Genomic DNA, 18,901 nt, shown 5'->3' on the forward strand with positions numbered 1-18,901 from the left:
GGATAAGGCTCGTTGGGATTTTTTTAAGCATCGTTTTCTTCCAATGCCTCCCAAAACTCATATGCCCTTCGCAAATGGGGTACTACTATTGTGCCACCGACCAAAGTTGCGATTCCCAAAGTTTCCATAACCTCTTCTTTGGTTGCTCCCTCTTTTTTGGAACTTTCTAAATGATATTTTACACAATCATCACAGCGAAGGACAGCAGAGGCCACAAGGCCTAATAGTTCCTTTGTTTTTACATCTAGAGCACCCGCCATATATGCATTGGTGTCTAGATTAAAAATACGTTTGATGAGTTTGTTGTTTTCAGCCAATAGCTTATCGTTCATTTTGGCACGATATGCATTGAACTCTTCTACTTTATTTTGCATTTCTTTTAGCTCTTTTAGCTTCGTTTTTTACAACTACTTTCGAAATGTAGATGCTTATTTGATATAAAACTAGCACAGGAACTGAAACTACTATTTGGCTGGCAACATCTGGCGGCGTTATCACTGCAGATAGAATAAGTACCACTACCAAGGCTATTTTCCTGTACTTTCTCAGGATTTCTGGAGTTACCAAACCAACTTTGGTCAAAAAATAAATAAGAATCGGTAATTCGAACATGATTCCGCAGGCTATTACGGATGCCCTCACTGTAGCAATAAAGGAACTTATATCAATTTCATTGAGTACCTCTTTACTTACTTGATATGTGCCCAAAAAATTGATGGATAAGGGTGCCACAACATAGTAACCAAACAGCACGCCCATAAAAAAAAGAGCCGAAGCTACTAAAATGAAACCTCTGGAATGTTTACGTTCATTTGCATGCAGGCCAGGACTTATAAAACGCCATAGTTCCCACAAAACATAGGGGAATGCAATAATAAAACCAGCCCAGATAGAAGTCCATATATGAGCGGAAAATTGCCCTGCCATAGTTCTATTCTGAATTGTAAAGGGTAGGGTGTCGGCGCAGAACTCAGAATCTATTCCAAAAAATGTAGCTATTGTACAAAAGAACTCATACGTTGGAAAATCCATTTTCTTAGGTCCAAAAATGACCGTATCAAAAATGAAATCTTTCATAACAAATGCCCCACATGCAATGATGACAATTGCCAGTACGGATCTTATCAAATGCCACCGCAATTCTTCCAAATGGTCTAGGAAGGACATCTCATCTGGGTTGTTTGTCACTTTTGCCATTATAAAATTCCTTCGTTTATAAGGTTATGAAGATGAACTACCCCTGAATACTTATCACCATCAAAGGCCAAAAGTTGTGAAATGCCTTTGGATTGTAATATTTTAAGTGCTTCTACAGCAAGCGTATCCACATCGACTGATTTTGGGTTAGATGTCATGATGTCCTTTGCTTTTAGCCCGCTTATATCATTATACTTGCTAAGCATTCTTCGAATATCGCCATCGGTAACGATGCCAACTAAAGCACCATCCTTAATTACGGCAGTTACGCCCAACATTTTTTCAGAAATTTCAACAATGACTTCTTTTACACTTGAATCGATATCCACTTGGGGCTTTTGGTTGTTTACAACAATATCAGCTACCCTTAAGTACAGTTTTTTGCCCAACGCTCCTCCCGGATGATACTTGGCAAAGTCTGCACTACTAAATCCTCTAAGTTCCAAAAGACTAATGGCTAGCGCATCGCCCATAGCCAATTGTGCCGATGTGCTTGTTGTTGGAGCAAGGTTATTGGGGCAGGCTTCTTTTTCGACAAAGGTGCTCAACGCAAAATCGGCCTGCTTTGCCAAAAGGGAATCCATATTACCGGTAATTCCTATCAATTTATTTTTTGCAATTTTAATCAGAGGAAGCAGTGCTTTAATTTCCGGGGTATTTCCACTTTTAGAAATACAGATGACCACATCGTTTTCCTGTATGGTGCCCAAGTCGCCGTGAATGGCATCCGCGGCATGCATAAATATTGCCGGTGTGCCCGTAGAGTTTAGCGTTGCTACTATTTTTGAAGCTATAATGGCGCTTTTGCCAACACCGGATACGACGACCCTTCCTTTGGAATCTAAAATATGTTGTACGGCATGGGCAAATTGTTCATCGAGAAGGTTGACCAAATTTTGTATGGCCCTGCTCTCGGTCTCTATAGTTCTTTTCGCAATGGATAAAATAGACTGAATGTCGTTCAAGGTAATAAAAGGTAATAAAAAGATTATCTAATTGTATTCCTAAAAGAATATCTTATATTTAAGATTACAAAACTAAACAAACTATCTTTTACAACCGTTTTTAAAGCACAGAATGCTTCTTACTTTAAATTAATATTCTAAATTATGAATGTAAACGACCTATGATGGGGTTGTTTGGTATAAATTGAAAATAGGGAAATGGGTTTTACAAATACCGATTTGCACGCTTCACTTAAAAAATATTTTGGTTTTTCACAGTTTAAGGGGCTACAAGAAAAAGTAATACAAAACATACTTGAGGATAAAGACACATTTGTGATAATGCCCACAGGCGGGGGTAAATCTTTGTGTTATCAACTGCCTGCGATCATGAAAGAAGGTACTTCAATAGTAGTCTCGCCTTTAATTGCTTTGATGAAGAACCAGGTCGATGCCATACGTGGTGTCTCGGAACATAAAGGAATTGCACATGTGCTCAACTCCTCTTTGACCAAAACGGAAATAAAACAGGTAAAAGAAGATGTAAAAAACGGGATTACAAAATTACTTTATGTAGCTCCCGAATCACTTACAAAGGAAGAAAATATAGAATTTTTAAAAGCTGTACCTCTTTCTTTTGTTGCTGTGGATGAGGCACACTGTATTTCTGAATGGGGTCACGATTTTAGACCAGAATACCGTAATCTAAAAACCATTATAAGCCGTTTGGGCGATAACATTCCAATTATTGGGCTCACGGCAACAGCAACGCCCAAGGTACAGGAAGATATTATCAAAAATCTGGGCATGACAGATGCCAAAGTATTCAAGGCATCTTTTAACAGGCCAAATTTATTTTACGAGGTACGTCCCAAAACGCAGAACGTCGATGCGGATATTATCCGTTTTGTAAAGCAAAATCAAGGGAAGTCGGGTATCATTTATTGTTTGAGCAGAAAGCGGGTAGAAGAATTGGCTCAGGTTTTACAAGTGAACGGAGTCAGCGCAGTACCATACCACGCCGGTTTTGATGCCAAAACACGTTCCAAATACCAAGATATGTTCCTTATGGAAGATGTTGATGTTGTTGTGGCCACAATAGCCTTTGGAATGGGAATAGATAAGCCAGATGTTCGATTTGTAATCCATCACGATATTCCAAAAAGTATAGAAAGTTACTATCAAGAAACCGGAAGGGCAGGTAGAGACGGTGGAGAAGGCCATTGTCTAGCTTTTTACTCGTATAAGGATGTGGAAAAGTTGGAAAAATTCATGTCTGGAAAACCTGTGGCAGAACAGGAAATAGGCAATGCTTTGCTACAGGAAATTGTAGCCTATGCCGAAACATCTATGTCCCGTAGAAAATTTATCCTGCATTATTTTGGAGAGGATTTTGATGCTGAAAACGGCGAAGGTGCCGACATGGATGATAACACCAGAAATCCAAAGCAAAAAGAAGAAGCAAAAGAAGCGGTGGTCAAACTTTTGGATGTTGTTCAAAAGACCAATGAAAAGTATAAAACCAAAGAGATCGTCAAGGTTTTGGTCGGAAAAGTAAATGCAATGATTTCTTCGCACAAAACAGATGAAAAGGAGTTCTTTGGAATAGGTAAGGAAAATGACGAACCTTACTGGATGGCTTTGGTTCGGCAGGTTTTGGTAGCTGGTTTTCTCAAGAAGGAAATCGAGCAATATGGAATCTTGCATTTGACGAAATCCGGAGAGAACTTTCTTGAGAACCCCACTTCGTTTTCAATGACCAAAGATCACGTTTATAGTGAAGAAAATAACGATGCAATAGTTACTGCTGGAAAATCGGCTGGTGCAGGAGCAGATGCCAATCTCCTCAAATTATTGAAAGACCTGCGCAAAACGGTAGCTAAAAAGATGGAAGTACCACCATTTGTAGTGTTTCAGGACCCTTCTCTTGATGATATGGCCCTAAAGTATCCAATAAGCAACGAAGAGCTTTTGACCATACATGGAGTAGGGGAAGGAAAGGCCAAAAAATATGGGAAACCTTTTACAGCGCTTATTTCCAACTATGTTGAAGAAAATGATATTATAAGACCAGATGATTTAGTGGTCAAGAGTACAGGTGCAAATTCAGCTTTAAAACTGTATGTGATTCAGAATGTGGACAGAAAGCTACCATTGGATGATATTGCTTCTGCAAAAGGATTGGAATTACCAGAGCTCATCAAAGAAATGGAACATATTGTCTTTAGTGGCACCAAACTTAATATTAAGTATTGGATAGATGAAATCTTGGACGAAGACCAACAGGAAGAAATCCATGAGTACTTTTTAGAAGCAGAATCGGATTCTATTTCCCAAGCCATAGATGAGTTCGATGGTGATTATGAGGATGAGGAATTACGTCTCTATCGCCTAAAATTTATCAGTGAGGTAGCCAATTAATAGGTATAATCCAATCCCTCGGTACCCGCTATCACTGCTATTATAAATCCAAAATATAAAATGACCAGCAAAAGATAGACTGCGGATATCGCTAGGCCTATATACGATAATATCTTGCCTGTTTTTACATTGCTGTAATCCGTATAATTTTCTGGATTTTGAAGATAGAGTTCTTTAGCAGTTTTGGCTTTGACCAAACCTACAATACTAAATATTGCTCCAAAAGGACCACAACAAAACAAAGTGCCAACAATGGAAAGGATTCCCATTGTTAGCACTGTGCTTGCTCCTGGTAAAGGTTGTTGACTCATATTTTATGATTAACCGCCGTACTGTTCCAGAAGTTGTTCTTGCATTTCTTGTATGCCTTCGAATCCTAATGTACTGAATAGGAATATCGTATATCCTAAATAGAGTACGTTTAACACAATACCTATGATTGCCAATATCCTACCTGTCTTTACATTGTTGAATCCTTCATAATTTTCTGGATTTTCCATGTAAAGGGCTGTTGCTTTTTTGGCCAGTACCACGGCTATTATTCCAAAAATCAAACCTATGATACCATAACAGCAACAGGTTACAATGGAAATGATTCCAAAGACTAGAATTAATGTTGAATTGGGTAGTTTTTGTTTTTCCATAATTTAAACTTTAATTTATTAGATTGTTCATTTTTACAATATAACTGACTACAATGGTTATCCCGGTGAGCAACATCAAGAATAACTTGATCTGATACCCATACTTGATTTTAAAAAAGGTATTTGTAATTAAAAAAAGAAGGAGTGTCAAGATAAAATAAATCGCTGGATACATTTTGAATGCGGCCAAAAATTCTCCATGCAGTAATAAATCCAAAGACCGTTGTACACCACAGCCAGGACATTCCACGCCAAATAACTGTTTATTTAGGCATGGCAGCATAAATTCCCTAGTATCCAATGATACCAGCATAGGTTGTTGATGCATTCCAATCATTACTGTCGAGAAAAATACTACTATTTTTGCGATTGTTAAAGTTTTCCAATTTTTTTTAGATATAAATACACGTGGCAACATTTAAAATAGGTGATCAGGTCGAGGTTTTGGATGAAGACATATCTGGGCAAATAAGTGGTATTGAGGGCACAAGAATAACCATAACCACTGCTGACGGTTTTCCTATGGAATATTCTGCTAAAGAATTGGTTAAGGTCAGTGATGGCATTCGTATTACTAGCTATGAAATTGAAAAAATAAAAAAAGAAAAAGAACTTCCGAAGAAGAAACTTGGTAACGCACCTAAACCAAAAGAAAGAAATTTACCTAAAATGGAGGTGGATCTCCACATAAATCAGCTAGTACCATCTACTAAAGGGCTTTCGAACTTTGATATGCTGAACCTACAGTTGGAAACCGCAAAGAGGCAATTGGATTTCGCTATAAAAAAACGCATTCAAAAAGTTGTCTTTATCCATGGTATAGGAGAGGGTATTCTAAAAGAAGAGCTACATTATCTCTTCAACAGATATGACAATTTAAAATTCTACGATGCCGATTACCAAAAATATGGCTTGGGCGCTACCGAAGTTTATATTTTTCAAAACAGTTAGCTGCTCGTAGTAGTGAACGTCCCAAAAACATAAGGCTCCTCTTCAAAAGTACCAGCATTTGCCTCATTCAAATCTTGAAGGGCAAAATCGGAAAGCGAAATAGTATGTGTATAGGTAATTACACCTTCTGTGTTCGGTTCAGATGCTGTTGTAGATACAGATACCGTTCCCTCGGTGGTGGAAAATTCATTTTCAAGATTTATTGCTTCAATCCCAGCACAAACACTATCTGTTGTTACCGTAGTCAAAGCAGTACCATTTTTGAATATGATACTCTCGGACAAGGTTGCTTCCCTAGGGGTTTCACCCGTTTCAGAGTTTGCCAAAAGACTGGTAGGGATAGTTAAATTAAGGTATTCATCGTTTAAAATCTTAGTCAGTACAGTATTTTCACCCGTGTCTTCGCAAGAATTGATGGTAACGTCTTCAAAGTTTGCAAAAAACTGTGCAACACTACTCTCTTCGGTAGTGGTATATTCCCCAAAATCTATACCTGTCTGATCGGTCAAACTCTCGCCTTGACTATTAACTAGCGTAACTTCTAAAATTCTGATTTCATGATTGTATACTTTGGAGGTACGCGATACCGTATCAAGCGTACTTATAATCTGAACGGTTCCACCCGTCGCGCTTATTTCTTCCGTAACAGTAGGTGTTGAGGGTGGAATTTCATCACAAAAATAGGCTTGTGTAACATCGTCGGAGAAAAGACGGTAGGTCAAATTGGATTGGGTGGGTATACTACTAAGAATGGGGTCATCGGATGGAGCATTCTCAATAAGATTTGCTTGTAGATCCAATATGAGCGTTTCATCACTATTGATTTTAAAGAGCAGGGTGGTCTCGGTATCGTCTTGGCCTTGGTCACAAAATTGGATAGATCCTTCATCAAAATCAACTGCCTCGATTTGTAAATCTCCATCGCCACAAGAATATAGCAAACATAAAAATAGAACTGGGAGGAAAATATTTCTCATGTGTCAAATTTAAAGGAATTCCATTTTAATAGCCTAACCCTTGTCCACACTTTAAAAGAAATTAACTTTATTTCGCTTATTTTTGAGGCCATCAAAATTCAACAAACCGACCATGCAAAAAGTGTATTTGGATAATGCAGCCACTACTCAGGTAAGAGACGAGGTCATTGCAAGAATGCAGGAGGCACTTGTCTCATTTTATGGAAACCCTTCTTCAACCCATAGTTATGGCAGGTCTGCCAAAACTGCGGTAGAAAAGGCACGTAAAGCCATTGCAAAGATTTTAAATGCCCAAGCATCTGAGATAATCTTTACCTCTGGCGGTACCGAGGCGGATAACATGATTTTGCGTTGTGCGGTCAGGGATTTGGGCGTTACGACCATCATTACTTCCAAAATTGAACACCATGCCGTACTCCATACCGCTGAAGAATTGGAGAAAGAATACAATATCTCGCTACAGTTCGTGGATTTGGATGCCGATGGAAATCCAGTGTTGGAGCATTTAAAAGCGTTGTTGACAAAAGATGACTCAAAAAAGTTGGTAAGCCTGATGCATATCAATAATGAAATTGGTAATATTATTGATATTGACACCATTGGGGAAATATGCAAAGAACATGGAGCCCTCTTTCATTCCGATACGGTTCAATCTGTAGGACATTATGCATGGGATGTTCAAAAAACACCAATCGATTTTTTTACTGCAGCAGCGCATAAATTTCATGGACCCAAGGGAATTGGTTTTGCTTTCATTAGAAAAAATTCGGGATTAAAGCCAATGATTTTCGGGGGTTCTCAAGAACGCGGCTTTAGAGCGGGGACAGAACCATTTCATAATATTGTAGGGCTCGAAGAAGCCTTTCTGAAGGCATACGATAATCTTGAGGATGAGACGAAGTTTGTAAAAGAATTAAAAAGCTACTTTGTGGAAAAGATAAAAAAAGAGATTCCAGAAGTAAGCTTCAATGGGTTTTCTGATGATTTGGAAAAAAGTACCTACACGTTAACGAACGTGCGACTTCCTTTTGACAAACAGAAGGGGTTGATGTTACTTTTCCATTTGGACATGAAGGGTATCGCCTGTTCCAAAGGGAGCGCTTGCCAGTCTGGAAGCAATTTGGGGTCACATGTGTTAACGGAAATTCTACCTGAAAAAGAATTGGAAAAACCATCATTACGGTTTTCCTTTTCCAAATACAACACCAAAGAAGAGCTTGATTATACTATTGAAGTTTTAAAAGAATTTGCCGAAAGCTAGCTTTTGTTCTTTCGCTGTTTCTTTTCTTTATCGTAAGGGAATTTACGAGATGCCAACTTCATCATTCTATCAATTAACTCGGTAGTATTTTTTCCGGTTTTTTTTGTGATGGCTTTTTCGTATTTCCATAAAAGTTTTCCAGAATTGCCATCACTTACCTTGACACCGATTCTGCCGTAGTTGGCATCTCCACTAAAATAGTCCAAAAGATTAAAGTCCGTAGGAACACCTTTGGAAAGTAGAATGTTCAGATTTAGGTTGCCGCTTATAATCCCATCCACTTTTAGGATTTTGGTCAATTCGTTGATGGTGTAGATATCCAGATTATCATAAGTAATACCATTTTGGGTCAAAATAGCGTTAGTGTCTTCTATGTTCTGGAACTCTACATTAAATTTTTTCCGTTTTTTCCGTTTTGAAAAATAGGTTTCCAAGGCATTTTGGACTGCATACCCTTCTTTTTTAGCCAATCCTTTCAATTCCAATTGATTTACATCCCGTTTTAAATCCAAGCTGGCAATAAATGGGACAATGGCCAAAATTTTATGGTCCTTGGTCAATTCGTCGAACTTTCTGTTTTCGTAGATGTTTTTTTGCGCTGTACCAAAAGCTACGGTTACAAGTGCAATACATACTATAATCTTTTTCATCAGCTTCGTTTAAAATCGCATTCCAAATTTAACGTTGAGAATACGACTTGTAAGAAAATTGGGAACCGCAAATTGCCGTTGTGTATCTACATCCCTAATCCATGTATTTGTAATTGAATTTTGGTTGTTGAACACATTGAAAATTTCAAAACCCGCACTAAATTCCTTAAATCTGTGCAACCAATGTCCTTTTGAGTACTGGTTGTTTCTGTCCGCAAAAATATAGGAAATTCCCATATCCGCCCTTCTATAGTCTCTTAATCTATTCTGAAAATCATAGGGGTCAGCATTATTTGGCGATCCGCCTGGAACGCCTGTGTTGTAAACCAGATTTAGATAGAGCTTAAGATTTGGAATTGTGGGCATATAGTCCTGAAATAAAACGGCAAACTTCAAGCGTTGGTCCGTAGGTCTTGAAATAAAGCCCCTATCATTACTATTTTCTTCAGTTTGAAGATACCCTAGACTTACCCATGATTCGGCCCCGGGCACAAAAGTTCCTGTCAACCTAAAATCAAATCCATAAGCGTAGGCAGTTGCATTATTATCGGCAGCGTATCGTATTCTAACATCTTCTATAGTGTAGGTGTTAACATTGACCAAGTCTTTATAGTAGGCTTCACCGATCAGGGTAAACGGTCTGTTCCAAAGGTTAAAACTGTACTCGCTGCCCAAAACATAGTGTACGGATTTTTGCGCTTCCACATTTGGATTGATTGTACCCGTAATATCCCGTAATTCCCTATAAAAAGGAGGTTGTTGGTAACTCCCAATGGCAAATCGGAACAATATATCCTTTTTCCAATCCGGTTTTATGGAAAACTGACCCCTGGGACTAAATAGTGTTTGTGAGTTTTTGGAAAATCCTTCACCACTTAAAATCCAATTTTGTGCCCTGATCCCAAGATTGAAATAAACATCATGCTTACCAAGCTTTGTTTGCTGGCCGTACTGTGCAAATCCAGAAAATCGATTTGTTTTTACAAAATTGGTTGCCTGTACACTTTCAAAAGCAACAATATCACCTGTAAATGGTTCTTCTGGTTGATTATTTACAAATTCCGGTGTTCGTGGTCTAATAAAGAAGCCAGCAGAATCTATGAATTCAGATTCCCTAAGTTGGTCACGGATATCTTCGTGGGCGAATTTTAAGCCCCATTCCAAAGACCGTCCCTCTTTATTGTATTTTCCTCTATGCGAAAGATTAAAAATAAGGGCGTCCAGTTTGTTTCTGGCTCTATTGAATTGCGAACCGATTCCCCTTGGGTTTGATACGCTCCCTAAATTTTCACTTCCAAGATCAGTATTGATATCTGCCAGTTCGTAAGAGGCAATAATATCTGAAAACTCCTCCTCTTGCGCATGATAAATAGATGTTGTGACATCTACTTTGGTATTATCATTAACAACATAATCTGCTTTTAAGGCTCCTAAAATATTATTGTATTTGTTGTTTTCTTCACCTTCATAAAATACCAGTAAAGCTCTAGGATCATTGATGGTCCCAAAATTGGTTTGTCTGCTTAACGGTTCGTTCTGATAATCGTTTATAGAATAGGTGCCTAGAAAATTAAGGTGGAATTTTTTTGAAAAGCGGTAAGTTAAATAACTCTGTACATCTACAAACGTGGGCGTTAAATTCGTTTCTGTTTGTTGACTGTTCACAAATAGGCTATTATCCCTGTAGCGAACTCCTGTAATGCTTGTAAATCTTTTGTTCTTGGATGCGGTTTCTAAAGTGGTACTTGCTCCAAGAAGGCTTGCATCCACTCGCAATCCAAAACCAACAGGATTTTTATAAGTGATGTCCAGAACCGAAGATAAGCGGTCACCATACTTTGCCTGAAACCCACCTGCAGAGAATTCCAGTTCAGAAATCAAATCGCTGTTTACAAAACTTAATCCTTCTTGTTGTGCGGAACGCACTAAAAAAGGACGGTATACCTCTATTCCGTTGACGTAGACCAGATTCTCGTCAAAATTACCACCGCGCACATTGTATTGCGTGCTCAACTCATTGTTAAAAGATACCCCGGGCAACAGCTTAAGAATGTTTTCTATTCCAGCATTAGCTCCTGGAATATTCCTGATAATTTCTGGAGGAATCGTAGTGATACCCTCCACACTTTTTTTTCCTGTAGGGGAAACTTCTACACCAGCAACCTGAATTACTGTCGCTTTCATCACAGGATTAAACTCAAAGGTTTCGTTTGTGGTCAAGACCAGGTTTTTCAAAACAATATCCTTGTGTCCAAGATGGGAAAATGTGATGGTGTTATTAATATCTGCGGTCAATTCAAGCAAGAAATACCCGTTTGCACTGGTGGTAGTGCCTATTTTTCCTGTTGATATGTTTACATCTGATAGTGGTTTGTTATTCTCGTCCAAAACCGTACCGACCAAATTGGCGGTTTGCGCCGTACCGGCAACCATCCAAAAAAAGAAGAAAATTACAGGTAGAGGTTTTGGATGGATCAAATACACTATTTTCTAAAAAAAGTAGATTTAAAAGTACTCGTATTGCCAACATTATCGGTAACAATGACCTTTAGGTCACATTGGGTCTTGTTCAATATCTTGTCGTCAAAATTGTAGGTGAGCGTTTTTGTTTTAGGCTCATATTCCATAAGAATCCATTCACCGTTCAATGTGGCATTATATGTTTTAACCCCGCTTAAGTCATCTGCAATTTCCAAGCTTAGATAACTGTAATTGCTCAACCATTGTTTTTCTTTAAAATTTCTCGCCTTGATTGTTGGTGGTACGCTGTCCTTGGCAAGAGTATAGGTGCCAAATGTTTTGGTGCGCGTAGTAAAGGAACCGTCCCGTTTGTACGTTCTTGAGTGTCTTGGCTTGTTCTTGCTATCAAGACGAGCTATAAATAGTTGTTTTCTTTCTTCGGGCTCACGTTTGGATACATCAAAGCTAATGGTGAAATTTCTATGTGCTGCCACGCTATTGTCATGTATTTGGATAGTATCCTTCCCTTTTTTTAAATCGATATAAAAATCCTTATAAAATGTGTTGGATGGGAAGTAGACCTTCGCAGCTCCCAAATCAAAATTATTGGGCTTGTCCGCAATGATAAAATCGGTGGTTTTGGAAATATCCTTATTTACCTTGACAGTTTCTCTTTTTCCTTCTACGGGAATACGGAGCTCGGTAGTGTTTCCATGAAAATCGGATATGGTGATTTGTACTGCGTAAGAAAGTCCATCTTTGACCTCTATTTTACCGTTGTTATGCAACGTTTTGTATATGGCGAGTCTGTTATGTGGTTCTTTAAAGCATTTTTGGACTCGTTGTCTATACTTCCCAAAATGGGCATAGTCGATAAGGGTGTTGATATATCTTGTTTCTGTAAATGAAAACGTTTCAAAATCATACTCGGAGTATGTTTTGCCATTTACCGTTTGTCTCACCGAGTATACTCCATTTTGATTTGCGGCCAGATCTTGGCGGTCAAATCCGTTAAACCCAAAACCAATAGTTCCTATGGCGGTTACCTTATCGGCTAAAAAAGAACCGTCTGGCTGTTTGGTGAAGTTAAGTTGAATTTTTTCTGCACTCTGGTTCAGTACGGCTTCATCGGATAAGGGATATCCAAAAAGCCCTAAAAGGGTGGGGTTGGTTGCATCTCTAACTTCATAGCCGTATAAAAGTGGGTTGGTAGGCTTTTCGGTAACGCTGCTTCGTATTTCAAAATGTAGATGTGGGCCAGCGGAACCACCAGAATTACCGGAATACCCAATAGTATTTCCTTTAATAACTTTTAATTCTCCATAATCAGGGAAAACCTCGACTTCGAAAGATTGTTTCTTGTACTGGATTTTTTTAATATACGCCTCAATCTCTGGACTAAATTTTTGGAGGTGTGCATACACAGACGTATACCCATTGGGGTGAGCAATGTACAATGCTTTTCCATACCCCCATAGCGATACTTTAATTCGGGTTACCGTACCATCTGCAATGGTGAGTACAGGTAATCCCTCTCGCCTTTGTGTCTTTATGTCTATACCGGAATGAAAATGATTGGACCGCAGTTCACCAAAAGTACCGGATAAAATCAAAGGTATTTCTAGAGGGGAGCCAAATACATCTTGTGGATATTCTTTTTGGGAGAAAAGGGACATGGAGAGTAAAAAAACAACTCCAAAAAAATGAAAGCGCATACGATAGTTTATAATTACTTACGAAAGTAACCAATGTTTTGATTTGTAAAAAGGCTTTTGGAAAGCTTTGGAGAACCTTAAAGCATTACTTGAAGAATAAATCCTAAAAGTATTGCGAGGTTAGGCAAGGTTGGTTAACTTTGTGTGATACGCATTTGTGTTTGCATATGGGCGAACTAGTTGAAATTGTTGATTCTTTAGAAAACAAGGTAAGCAAGTTGTTGCACAAGCTAGAACTGTTGCAACAATCAAATACCAGATTACAAGAGGAATTGAATCTTGTAAAACAAGAAAACCAAAGTAAACAGAGCGCCGTAACGGATTGGGAAGAAAAATACAATTCCCTTAAAATGGCAAATACAATGTTGGGTAGTAATACAAGTAAAACAGAAGCTAAGCTTAAAATAAATACGTTAATACGCGAACTGGATGTTTGCATTGCCAAGCTTGCAGACTAGTTCGTTTATAGAAATATGGAGGAGAAGCTCAAAATAAAGCTTTCCATTGCAGATAGGGTATACCCACTGACAATAGATCCCAAACAAGAGGAAGGATTAAGGAAAGCGGCAAAAAACATTGATAATTTAGCCAAAAAGTTTGAGCAAAACTATGCAGTGCGTGACAAGCAAGACGTTTTGGCCATGTGCGCATTACAGTTTGCCTCTAAGATTGAGCAAGGCGGAATAGATCGTTCGGAAAATACCAAAGCCGCATTTGAGCGTTTAAGGGCTCTAAACGATTTGGTGCATTCCAAACTTGGCGAATAAGTTCTTTTAAATAAAATTATTGTTACTGCCCACATTGGTAATTATTTTTTGACAAACTCAACACTATTATATTTGAAAAGGGTGAGTTTAAGTTGTAAAAGCAGGCCCCACTCGTATGGGGATCCTTGAGCAGCTTGTTAGCCCTAAACCTGTAATTAGGAGTTTGTACAAAACTTCAGCCAATGTGGGCTTTTTTTTTAACCAAACATAATCAACATGGATAATACTATATTAATTATTGTAGCAGCGGTCGTGGGAGTGGTGATAGGTTTTGCAATTGCCAAAATGATGGAAAAGGGAAAGGCTACAAAAACCATTTCTGCAGCTAAAAAAGAAGCGCAGGATATTTTGAAAGAAGCTAAAAAAGAAGGGGAAAACATAAAAAAAGACAAAATATTTCAGGCCAAAGAACGGTTTTTAGAGTTGAAGGCAGAACATGAAAAAGTTATTATAAACAAGGATAAAAAAATTGCCGAAGCTGAAAAACGTACACGAGATAAAGAATCCCAAATCAGCAACGAACTCGCCAAAGGCAAAAAATTGAACGATCAACTGCAAGAGAAAATCAAGGATGTCAATTATAAAAGTGAGATTCTTGATAAAAAGCAGTCAGAGGTAGATAAATTGCACAAAAGCCAAGTGCAACAATTGGAAGTGATTTCCGGCCTTTCTGCAGAAGATGCAAAAAGCCAATTACTGGAATCCCTAAAAGAAACGGCTAAGACAGATGCGATGGCTTACCTTCAAACTACGTTGGAGGAGACTAAATTAACCGCACAGCAAGAAGCAAGGAAAATCGTAATCAATACCATTCAGCGTATTGGGACCGAGGAAGCTGTGGAAAACTGTGTATCTGTTTTTAATTTGGAATCCGATGATGTTAAAGGTCGTATAATTGGTAGGGAAGGGCGCAATATCCGTGCTCTTGAATCTGCTACCGGCGTAGAGATTATAGTTGATGATACACCAGAGGCCATTATCCTTTCTTGTTTTGATTCTGTTAGAAGGGAAGTTGCAAGACTTTCCTTGCATCGACTTGTAACCGATGGTAGAATACATCCTGCACGTATTGAGGAAATCGTTAAAAAGACCGAAAAACAAATCAATGAGGAAATTGTTGAAATAGGTAAGCGTACTGTAATTGATCTGGGGATACACGGTCTTCATCCAGAATTGATTAAAGCAGTAGGTCGTATGAAGTATCGTTCCTCTTATGGACAAAACCTATTGCAGCACTCAAGGGAAGTGGCTAAACTTTGTGGTGTAATGGCAGCAGAATTGGGCCTCAATCCTAAAATAGCCAAGCGTGCCGGATTATTGCACGATATTGGCAAAGTTCCCAATACCGAAGTAGAGGTAGAAACACCGCACGCGATACTAGGAATGCAGTGGGCACAAAAATATGGTGAGAACAAAGAGGTTTGCAACGCAATTGGTGCCCACCACGATGAGATAGAAATGAATACCTTGGTTTCTCCCATAGTACAGGTGTGCGATGCTATAAGCGGTGCCAGGCCGGGAGCTAGAAGACAGGTTTTGGATTCTTACATCCAAAGATTAAAAGATTTGGAAGATATCGCATTTGGATTTCATGGAGTTCAGAAAGCATATGCCATTCAAGCAGGTAGAGAATTACGTGTCATTGTGGAAAGTGAAAAGGTAAGCGATGATAAAGCGGCCGAGTTATCTTTTGAGATTTCCCAAAAAATTCAAACAGATATGACATATCCTGGTCAAGTTAAGGTAACGGTAATCAGAGAGACGCGATCTATAAACGTTGCCAAATAATTCGCTGACAATTATCATACTTTTCTAAACGGGAACTGGCTAACTTCATTGATATATTAAAACTATTAGAGATGAGAAAGCGAGTCCCAGTTTCCGAAATAATGACAAAAGACCTTATTACGCTTACAGTAGACAATGATTTGGTAAGTGCAGAGGAACTCTTTAAAAAATACAACATTAGACACATCCCAGTGGTAGATAAGGAAAGAGTTGTTGGGATGTTAAGTTACACAGACCTCTTACGGATAAGTTTCGCCGATGCGGTAGATGAAGACGAGGAAACAGTAGATACTATGGTCTACAACTTATTTACCATATCGCAGGTAATGGCAAGAGATGTAGTGAGCGTGTCGTCCAACACCACCATAAAAGAAGTTGCACAGTTTCTTGCACAAAAAGAGTTTCATGCGGTACCTGTTGTAGATGAAGGGAAACTTGTAGGTATTGTAACAACCACCGATCTTATAAACTACTTGTTGGACTTATATTGATGCAAAATATATTCACGGCTGGTATTGGTCGATAATTTATAATGGGTGTCTCCGCATACTTGTGCGAACTTTGTTTTCACTTTCTTTTTTGCTTGAAGAGCCATTCAAATAAAAAAGGTTCTCGTAAGGCTTTGCCCATTGCGAAATGACAATATGCCAAGTCACATGAATAGCTATATTCTGTATGAAAGCGTAGCTTGCCATCATTGATTTCTGCAAGAATTTCTTCTGTGGTCAGGTCGTAATCCACACCCCCAACTTTATGGGTATATACGTTATCATGACCATTGGCTTCAAATGTGGTAAATAGCTCTTGTGAATAAACTGCTCCATCATCGTTCCTATGAATAAAGTTCCATATGGGTAAAGTTTCAAAAGTTCCGTTTTCAATTTTGCTCTTGACAAATGATAGGGTTGATTCGCTCACAGCATTACTTAAAGGCACGATGGCAGCTATTCTATCCTGTAATTTTGCGCCTAGATACCAAGTTCCATCGCCTCCCATGGAATGACCGGTAATGTAGACCTTGTTCGTATCAATGTTTTCTGTTTTGATAAGATGGTCCAACAATTTTTCTACAAAATCGGAAGAAGCGGTATTTGACCATCCAAGATAATCTTCGTTATTTTCCCAAAGGGCTTCATGAAGATGAGGAGCAACAACATAGGCAGGGTACTTTTCCTGATTTTCTTTTTCTATCCATGCCAAGGCCATATAGCCAGTATGATCAACATTCAGAAACTTATCCTCGGGCGTAAGCAAATATTCTGATCCGTGTAATGCTATGATCAATGGGAATTTAGTGTTGGAACCTGCATTACTTTTTGGTTGAAAGAGATGGTAGGGAACAGCGGTATTCGTCAATGCATGCGTAAAACTCTGTTTTTCGAATTTATATTCAAAAGGTACTTCTGAATCAACATCTGGATTAGCATCTTGGTCTATTTCATTGACTTCTTCGTTGGTACAGGAAATTAAAGTTAGAAGAATAAACCAAATAAATGGTCGAAATTTATTCATGACATGTTTTATCCTAAAGACGCTCTTGTAAGGATAGGTTGCGTTAATTTACTTGGATTGACCTGTTTTAGCAGTAACATTTTGGACCAAAAGACTATTCATCAATTCAAAAAGTAGTATTGGTCAATTCTAAGTACTCTAAACTATTGAATATTCATAAATTGTTTATGCACTATAACTTATTGTAATGAAAAAACTTTCCCATTCATTTCTAATTATACTGGTAATCTTGTGGTAAGGACGATGCACCAAAAACTGAAGCTGTTGATTCCGAAGAAGAGAAAACGGTACATCTATAAAAAACATTTCCCCATCCGAAGGAGTAATCGGTTTAGATATTATAATTTCTAGAGATAATCTAGATAGTGATGAAAGCGATATTTCAATATCATTTAATGGTATTGTCGCAACCACCGACCTTATAAATTACTTATTGGATTTATATTGATATCTGGTAACTTATAGCTTTATGTTGGTTGATAATTCGTGAAGAATTATTTTGAATGTGCTTTAGAATAGGATTGGATGAACCCTGTTCTTCACTTTCTTTTTTGCTTGAAGAGCCATTCAAATAAAAAAGGTTCTCGTAAGGCTTTGCCCATTGCGAAATGACAATATGCCAAGTCACATGAATAGCTATATTCTGTATGAAAGCGTAGCTTGCCATCATTGATTTCTGCAAGAATTTCTTCAGTGGTCAAGTCATAATCCACACCTCCAACTTTATGGGTATATACATTATCATGACCATTGGCTTCAAATGTGGTAAAGAGCTCTTGTGAATAAACGGCTCCACCATCGTTTCTATGAATAAAATTCCATATAGGGAAATTTTCAAAAGTTCCGTTTTCAATTTTACTCTTGACAAATGACATGGTTGATTCGCTCACAGCATTACTTAAAGGCACGATGGCAGCTATTCTATCCTGTAATTTTGCGCCTAAATACCAAGTTCCATCGCCTCCCATGGAATGACCGGTAATATAGACCCTGTTCGTATCAATGTTTTCTGTTTTGATAAGATGGTCCAACAATTTTTCTACAAAATCGGAAGAAGCGGTATTTGACCATCCAAAATAATCCTCGTTATTTTCCCAAAGGGCTTCGTGAAGATGTGGAGCAACAACATATGCAGGGTACTTTTCCTGATTTTCTTTTTCTATCCATGCCAAGGCCATATAGCCAGTATAGTCTATGTTCAAAAAATCATCTTCGGGCGTGAGAAAATATTCCGCTCCGTGCAATGCTATGATCAAAGGGAATTTAGTGTTGGAACCTTCAGCATTTTTTGGTTCAAAAAGATGGTACGGAACAGCGGTATTTGTCAATGCATGCGTAAAACTTTCTTTTTCGAATTTATACTCAAAAGGTATCTCCGAATCAATATCAGGGTCTGTAGGTACTTCCAAATCAGTATCGGGATCCGTAATGGAATCAGTTTTAGTAATTTCTTCCTCTGTACAGGAAATTAGAGCCAAAAAGATAAATCCCAAGAATATTTTGAATCTATTCATAACGAAGCTTTATTCCAAAGACGCCGTTGTAGGGATAAGTTGCGTCAATCGGCTGAGAAATCAATCGTTTTTAACAATTGATACCTGAAGCTTCACCCCG

The 18,901-nt window shown here is 38.3% G+C and carries 19 protein-coding genes and 1 other RNA gene; 8 read left to right on the forward strand and 12 right to left on the reverse strand.

Translation table 11 applies throughout. The features are described from left to right. Nucleotides 1-23 precede the first annotated feature (23 nt). Genes LV716_RS13335 through LV716_RS13345 form a run of 3 tightly spaced genes read right to left on the reverse strand, consistent with a single transcriptional unit; the run spans nucleotide 24 to nucleotide 2,162 of the window. Nucleotides 24-374: a carboxymuconolactone decarboxylase family protein gene (locus LV716_RS13335; RefSeq protein WP_163418287.1), complete on the reverse strand. Its 351-nt coding sequence runs from the start codon at nucleotides 372-374 to the stop codon at nucleotides 24-26. Then, entirely contained in the window at nucleotides 364-1,197 is an 834-nt protein-coding gene (gene tatC / locus LV716_RS13340; protein ID WP_163418288.1) for a twin-arginine translocase subunit TatC, read from the reverse strand. Before tatC ends, LV716_RS13335 begins: the two co-directional genes overlap by 11 nt. Beyond that, on the reverse strand, nucleotides 1,197-2,162 hold the full coding sequence (locus tag LV716_RS13345; RefSeq protein WP_163418289.1) for an SIS domain-containing protein: 966 nt from the start codon (nucleotides 2,160-2,162) through the stop codon (nucleotides 1,197-1,199). The genes tatC and LV716_RS13345 overlap by 1 nt, the downstream gene beginning before the upstream one ends. Before the next feature lie 198 nt (nucleotides 2,163-2,360). On the opposite strand from LV716_RS13345, the gene recQ reads away from it, so the two are divergent. Beyond that, entirely contained in the window at nucleotides 2,361-4,562 is a 2,202-nt protein-coding gene (recQ, locus tag LV716_RS13350) for a DNA helicase RecQ (protein WP_163418290.1), read from the forward strand. On the opposite strand, the gene LV716_RS13355 is transcribed toward recQ, so the two are convergent. From LV716_RS13355 to LV716_RS13365, 3 genes are read right to left on the reverse strand one after another with little or no spacing between them, the layout of a single operon-like run. Further along, nucleotides 4,559-4,873, reverse strand: coding sequence for a CCC motif membrane protein (locus LV716_RS13355; RefSeq protein WP_163418291.1), 315 nt, complete (start codon nucleotides 4,871-4,873; stop codon nucleotides 4,559-4,561). The genes recQ and LV716_RS13355 overlap by 4 nt on opposite strands. 9 nt (nucleotides 4,874-4,882) lie before the next feature. Beyond that, nucleotides 4,883-5,206, reverse strand: coding sequence for a CCC motif membrane protein (locus LV716_RS13360; RefSeq protein ID WP_163418292.1), 324 nt, complete (start codon nucleotides 5,204-5,206; stop codon nucleotides 4,883-4,885). 10 nt (nucleotides 5,207-5,216) lie between these two features. Next, nucleotides 5,217-5,534, reverse strand: coding sequence for a DUF2752 domain-containing protein (locus tag LV716_RS13365; protein WP_233759137.1), 318 nt, complete (start codon nucleotides 5,532-5,534; stop codon nucleotides 5,217-5,219). A gap of 80 nt (nucleotides 5,535-5,614) precedes the next feature. Between LV716_RS13365 and LV716_RS13370 the strand changes: the two genes are divergently transcribed. Then, nucleotides 5,615-6,157 (forward strand): Smr/MutS family protein, encoded by a 543-nt coding sequence (locus tag LV716_RS13370; RefSeq protein ID WP_163418293.1) that lies wholly within the window; start codon nucleotides 5,615-5,617, stop codon nucleotides 6,155-6,157. Here the strand turns inward: LV716_RS13370 and LV716_RS13375 are convergent. Continuing rightward, the gene (locus tag LV716_RS13375; RefSeq protein WP_205600128.1) at nucleotides 6,154-7,134 is read right to left on the reverse strand and encodes a hypothetical protein; all 981 of its coding nucleotides are present in this window, start codon (nucleotides 7,132-7,134) and stop codon (nucleotides 6,154-6,156) included. The genes LV716_RS13370 and LV716_RS13375 overlap by 4 nt on opposite strands. Nucleotides 7,135-7,246: 112 nt before the next feature. Here LV716_RS13375 and LV716_RS13380 point away from each other — a divergent pair, with 112 nt between their 5' ends. Further along, a complete protein-coding gene (locus tag LV716_RS13380; protein ID WP_163418294.1) occupies nucleotides 7,247-8,395 on the forward strand; it encodes a cysteine desulfurase family protein in 1,149 nt (382 codons plus the stop codon). Here the strand turns inward: LV716_RS13380 and LV716_RS13385 are convergent. From LV716_RS13385 to LV716_RS13395, 3 genes are read right to left on the reverse strand one after another with little or no spacing between them, the layout of a single operon-like run. Then, nucleotides 8,392-9,045, reverse strand: coding sequence for a hypothetical protein (locus tag LV716_RS13385; protein ID WP_163418295.1), 654 nt, complete (start codon nucleotides 9,043-9,045; stop codon nucleotides 8,392-8,394). The genes LV716_RS13380 and LV716_RS13385 overlap by 4 nt on opposite strands. A gap of 9 nt (nucleotides 9,046-9,054) precedes the next feature. Next, nucleotides 9,055-11,478: a TonB-dependent receptor plug domain-containing protein gene (locus LV716_RS13390; RefSeq protein ID WP_163419458.1), complete on the reverse strand. Its 2,424-nt coding sequence runs from the start codon at nucleotides 11,476-11,478 to the stop codon at nucleotides 9,055-9,057. 50 nt (nucleotides 11,479-11,528) lie between these two features. Then, nucleotides 11,529-13,220, reverse strand: a complete 1,692-nt coding sequence (locus LV716_RS13395; RefSeq protein WP_163418296.1) for a M23 family metallopeptidase — start codon at nucleotides 13,218-13,220, stop codon at nucleotides 11,529-11,531. 167 nt (nucleotides 13,221-13,387) lie between these two features. Between LV716_RS13395 and LV716_RS13400 the strand changes: the two genes are divergently transcribed. The 5 genes from LV716_RS13400 to LV716_RS13420 all read left to right on the forward strand — a co-directional run bounded on the left by LV716_RS13400 (nucleotide 13,388) and on the right by LV716_RS13420 (nucleotide 16,266). Continuing rightward, the gene (locus LV716_RS13400; protein WP_163418297.1) at nucleotides 13,388-13,678 is read left to right on the forward strand and encodes a hypothetical protein; all 291 of its coding nucleotides are present in this window, start codon (nucleotides 13,388-13,390) and stop codon (nucleotides 13,676-13,678) included. 15 nt (nucleotides 13,679-13,693) lie between these two features. Continuing rightward, entirely contained in the window at nucleotides 13,694-13,987 is a 294-nt protein-coding gene (locus tag LV716_RS13405; protein ID WP_163418298.1) for a cell division protein ZapA, read from the forward strand. A 55-nt stretch (nucleotides 13,988-14,042) separates the two neighbouring features. Next, nucleotides 14,043-14,152: non-coding RNA, 6S RNA (ssrS, locus tag LV716_RS13410), on the forward strand. 51 nt (nucleotides 14,153-14,203) lie between these two features. Then, a complete protein-coding gene (rny, locus tag LV716_RS13415) occupies nucleotides 14,204-15,775 on the forward strand; it encodes a ribonuclease Y (RefSeq protein WP_163418299.1) in 1,572 nt (523 codons plus the stop codon). A gap of 71 nt (nucleotides 15,776-15,846) precedes the next feature. Beyond that, a complete protein-coding gene (locus LV716_RS13420) occupies nucleotides 15,847-16,266 on the forward strand; it encodes a CBS domain-containing protein (protein WP_163418300.1) in 420 nt (139 codons plus the stop codon). 76 nt (nucleotides 16,267-16,342) lie between these two features. On the opposite strand, the gene LV716_RS13425 is transcribed toward LV716_RS13420, so the two are convergent. Next, nucleotides 16,343-17,287: a hypothetical protein gene (locus tag LV716_RS13425; RefSeq protein ID WP_163418301.1), complete on the reverse strand. Its 945-nt coding sequence runs from the start codon at nucleotides 17,285-17,287 to the stop codon at nucleotides 16,343-16,345. Nucleotides 17,288-17,826: 539 nt separating this feature from the next. Continuing rightward, nucleotides 17,827-18,801 (reverse strand): hypothetical protein, encoded by a 975-nt coding sequence (locus LV716_RS13430; RefSeq protein WP_163418302.1) that lies wholly within the window; start codon nucleotides 18,799-18,801, stop codon nucleotides 17,827-17,829. Nucleotides 18,802-18,901 lie beyond the last annotated feature (100 nt).

This window comes from Flagellimonas sp. HMM57, assembly GCF_021390175.1.
In the GTDB taxonomy this organism is placed as follows: Bacteria; Bacteroidota; Bacteroidia; order Flavobacteriales; family Flavobacteriaceae; genus Flagellimonas.

Coding starts and splice junctions, on each gene's coding strand:
- LV716_RS13335 (WP_163418287.1), bottom strand. CDS start 374: ATGCAAAATAAAGTAGAAGAGTTCAATGCATATCGTGCCAAAATGAAC.
- LV716_RS13385 (WP_163418295.1), bottom strand. CDS start 9,045: ATGAAAAAGATTATAGTATGTATTGCACTTGTAACCGTAGCTTTTGGT.
- LV716_RS13365 (WP_233759137.1), bottom strand. CDS start 5,534: ATGCATCAACAACCTATGCTGGTATCATTGGATACTAGGGAATTTATG.
- LV716_RS13425 (WP_163418301.1), bottom strand. CDS start 17,287: ATGAATAAATTTCGACCATTTATTTGGTTTATTCTTCTAACTTTAATT.
- recQ (WP_163418290.1), top strand. CDS start 2,361: ATGGGTTTTACAAATACCGATTTGCACGCTTCACTTAAAAAATATTTT.
- LV716_RS13405 (WP_163418298.1), top strand. CDS start 13,694: ATGGAGGAGAAGCTCAAAATAAAGCTTTCCATTGCAGATAGGGTATAC.
- LV716_RS13375 (WP_205600128.1), bottom strand. CDS start 7,134: ATGAGAAATATTTTCCTCCCAGTTCTATTTTTATGTTTGCTATATTCT.
- LV716_RS13360 (WP_163418292.1), bottom strand. CDS start 5,206: ATGGAAAAACAAAAACTACCCAATTCAACATTAATTCTAGTCTTTGGA.
- LV716_RS13380 (WP_163418294.1), top strand. CDS start 7,247: ATGCAAAAAGTGTATTTGGATAATGCAGCCACTACTCAGGTAAGAGAC.
- tatC (WP_163418288.1), bottom strand. CDS start 1,197: ATGGCAAAAGTGACAAACAACCCAGATGAGATGTCCTTCCTAGACCAT.
- LV716_RS13400 (WP_163418297.1), top strand. CDS start 13,388: ATGGGCGAACTAGTTGAAATTGTTGATTCTTTAGAAAACAAGGTAAGC.
- LV716_RS13430 (WP_163418302.1), bottom strand. CDS start 18,801: ATGAATAGATTCAAAATATTCTTGGGATTTATCTTTTTGGCTCTAATT.
- LV716_RS13395 (WP_163418296.1), bottom strand. CDS start 13,220: ATGCGCTTTCATTTTTTTGGAGTTGTTTTTTTACTCTCCATGTCCCTT.
- LV716_RS13390 (WP_163419458.1), bottom strand. CDS start 11,478: ATGGTTGCCGGTACGGCGCAAACCGCCAATTTGGTCGGTACGGTTTTG.
- LV716_RS13420 (WP_163418300.1), top strand. CDS start 15,847: ATGAGAAAGCGAGTCCCAGTTTCCGAAATAATGACAAAAGACCTTATT.
- rny (WP_163418299.1), top strand. CDS start 14,204: ATGGATAATACTATATTAATTATTGTAGCAGCGGTCGTGGGAGTGGTG.
- LV716_RS13355 (WP_163418291.1), bottom strand. CDS start 4,873: ATGAGTCAACAACCTTTACCAGGAGCAAGCACAGTGCTAACAATGGGA.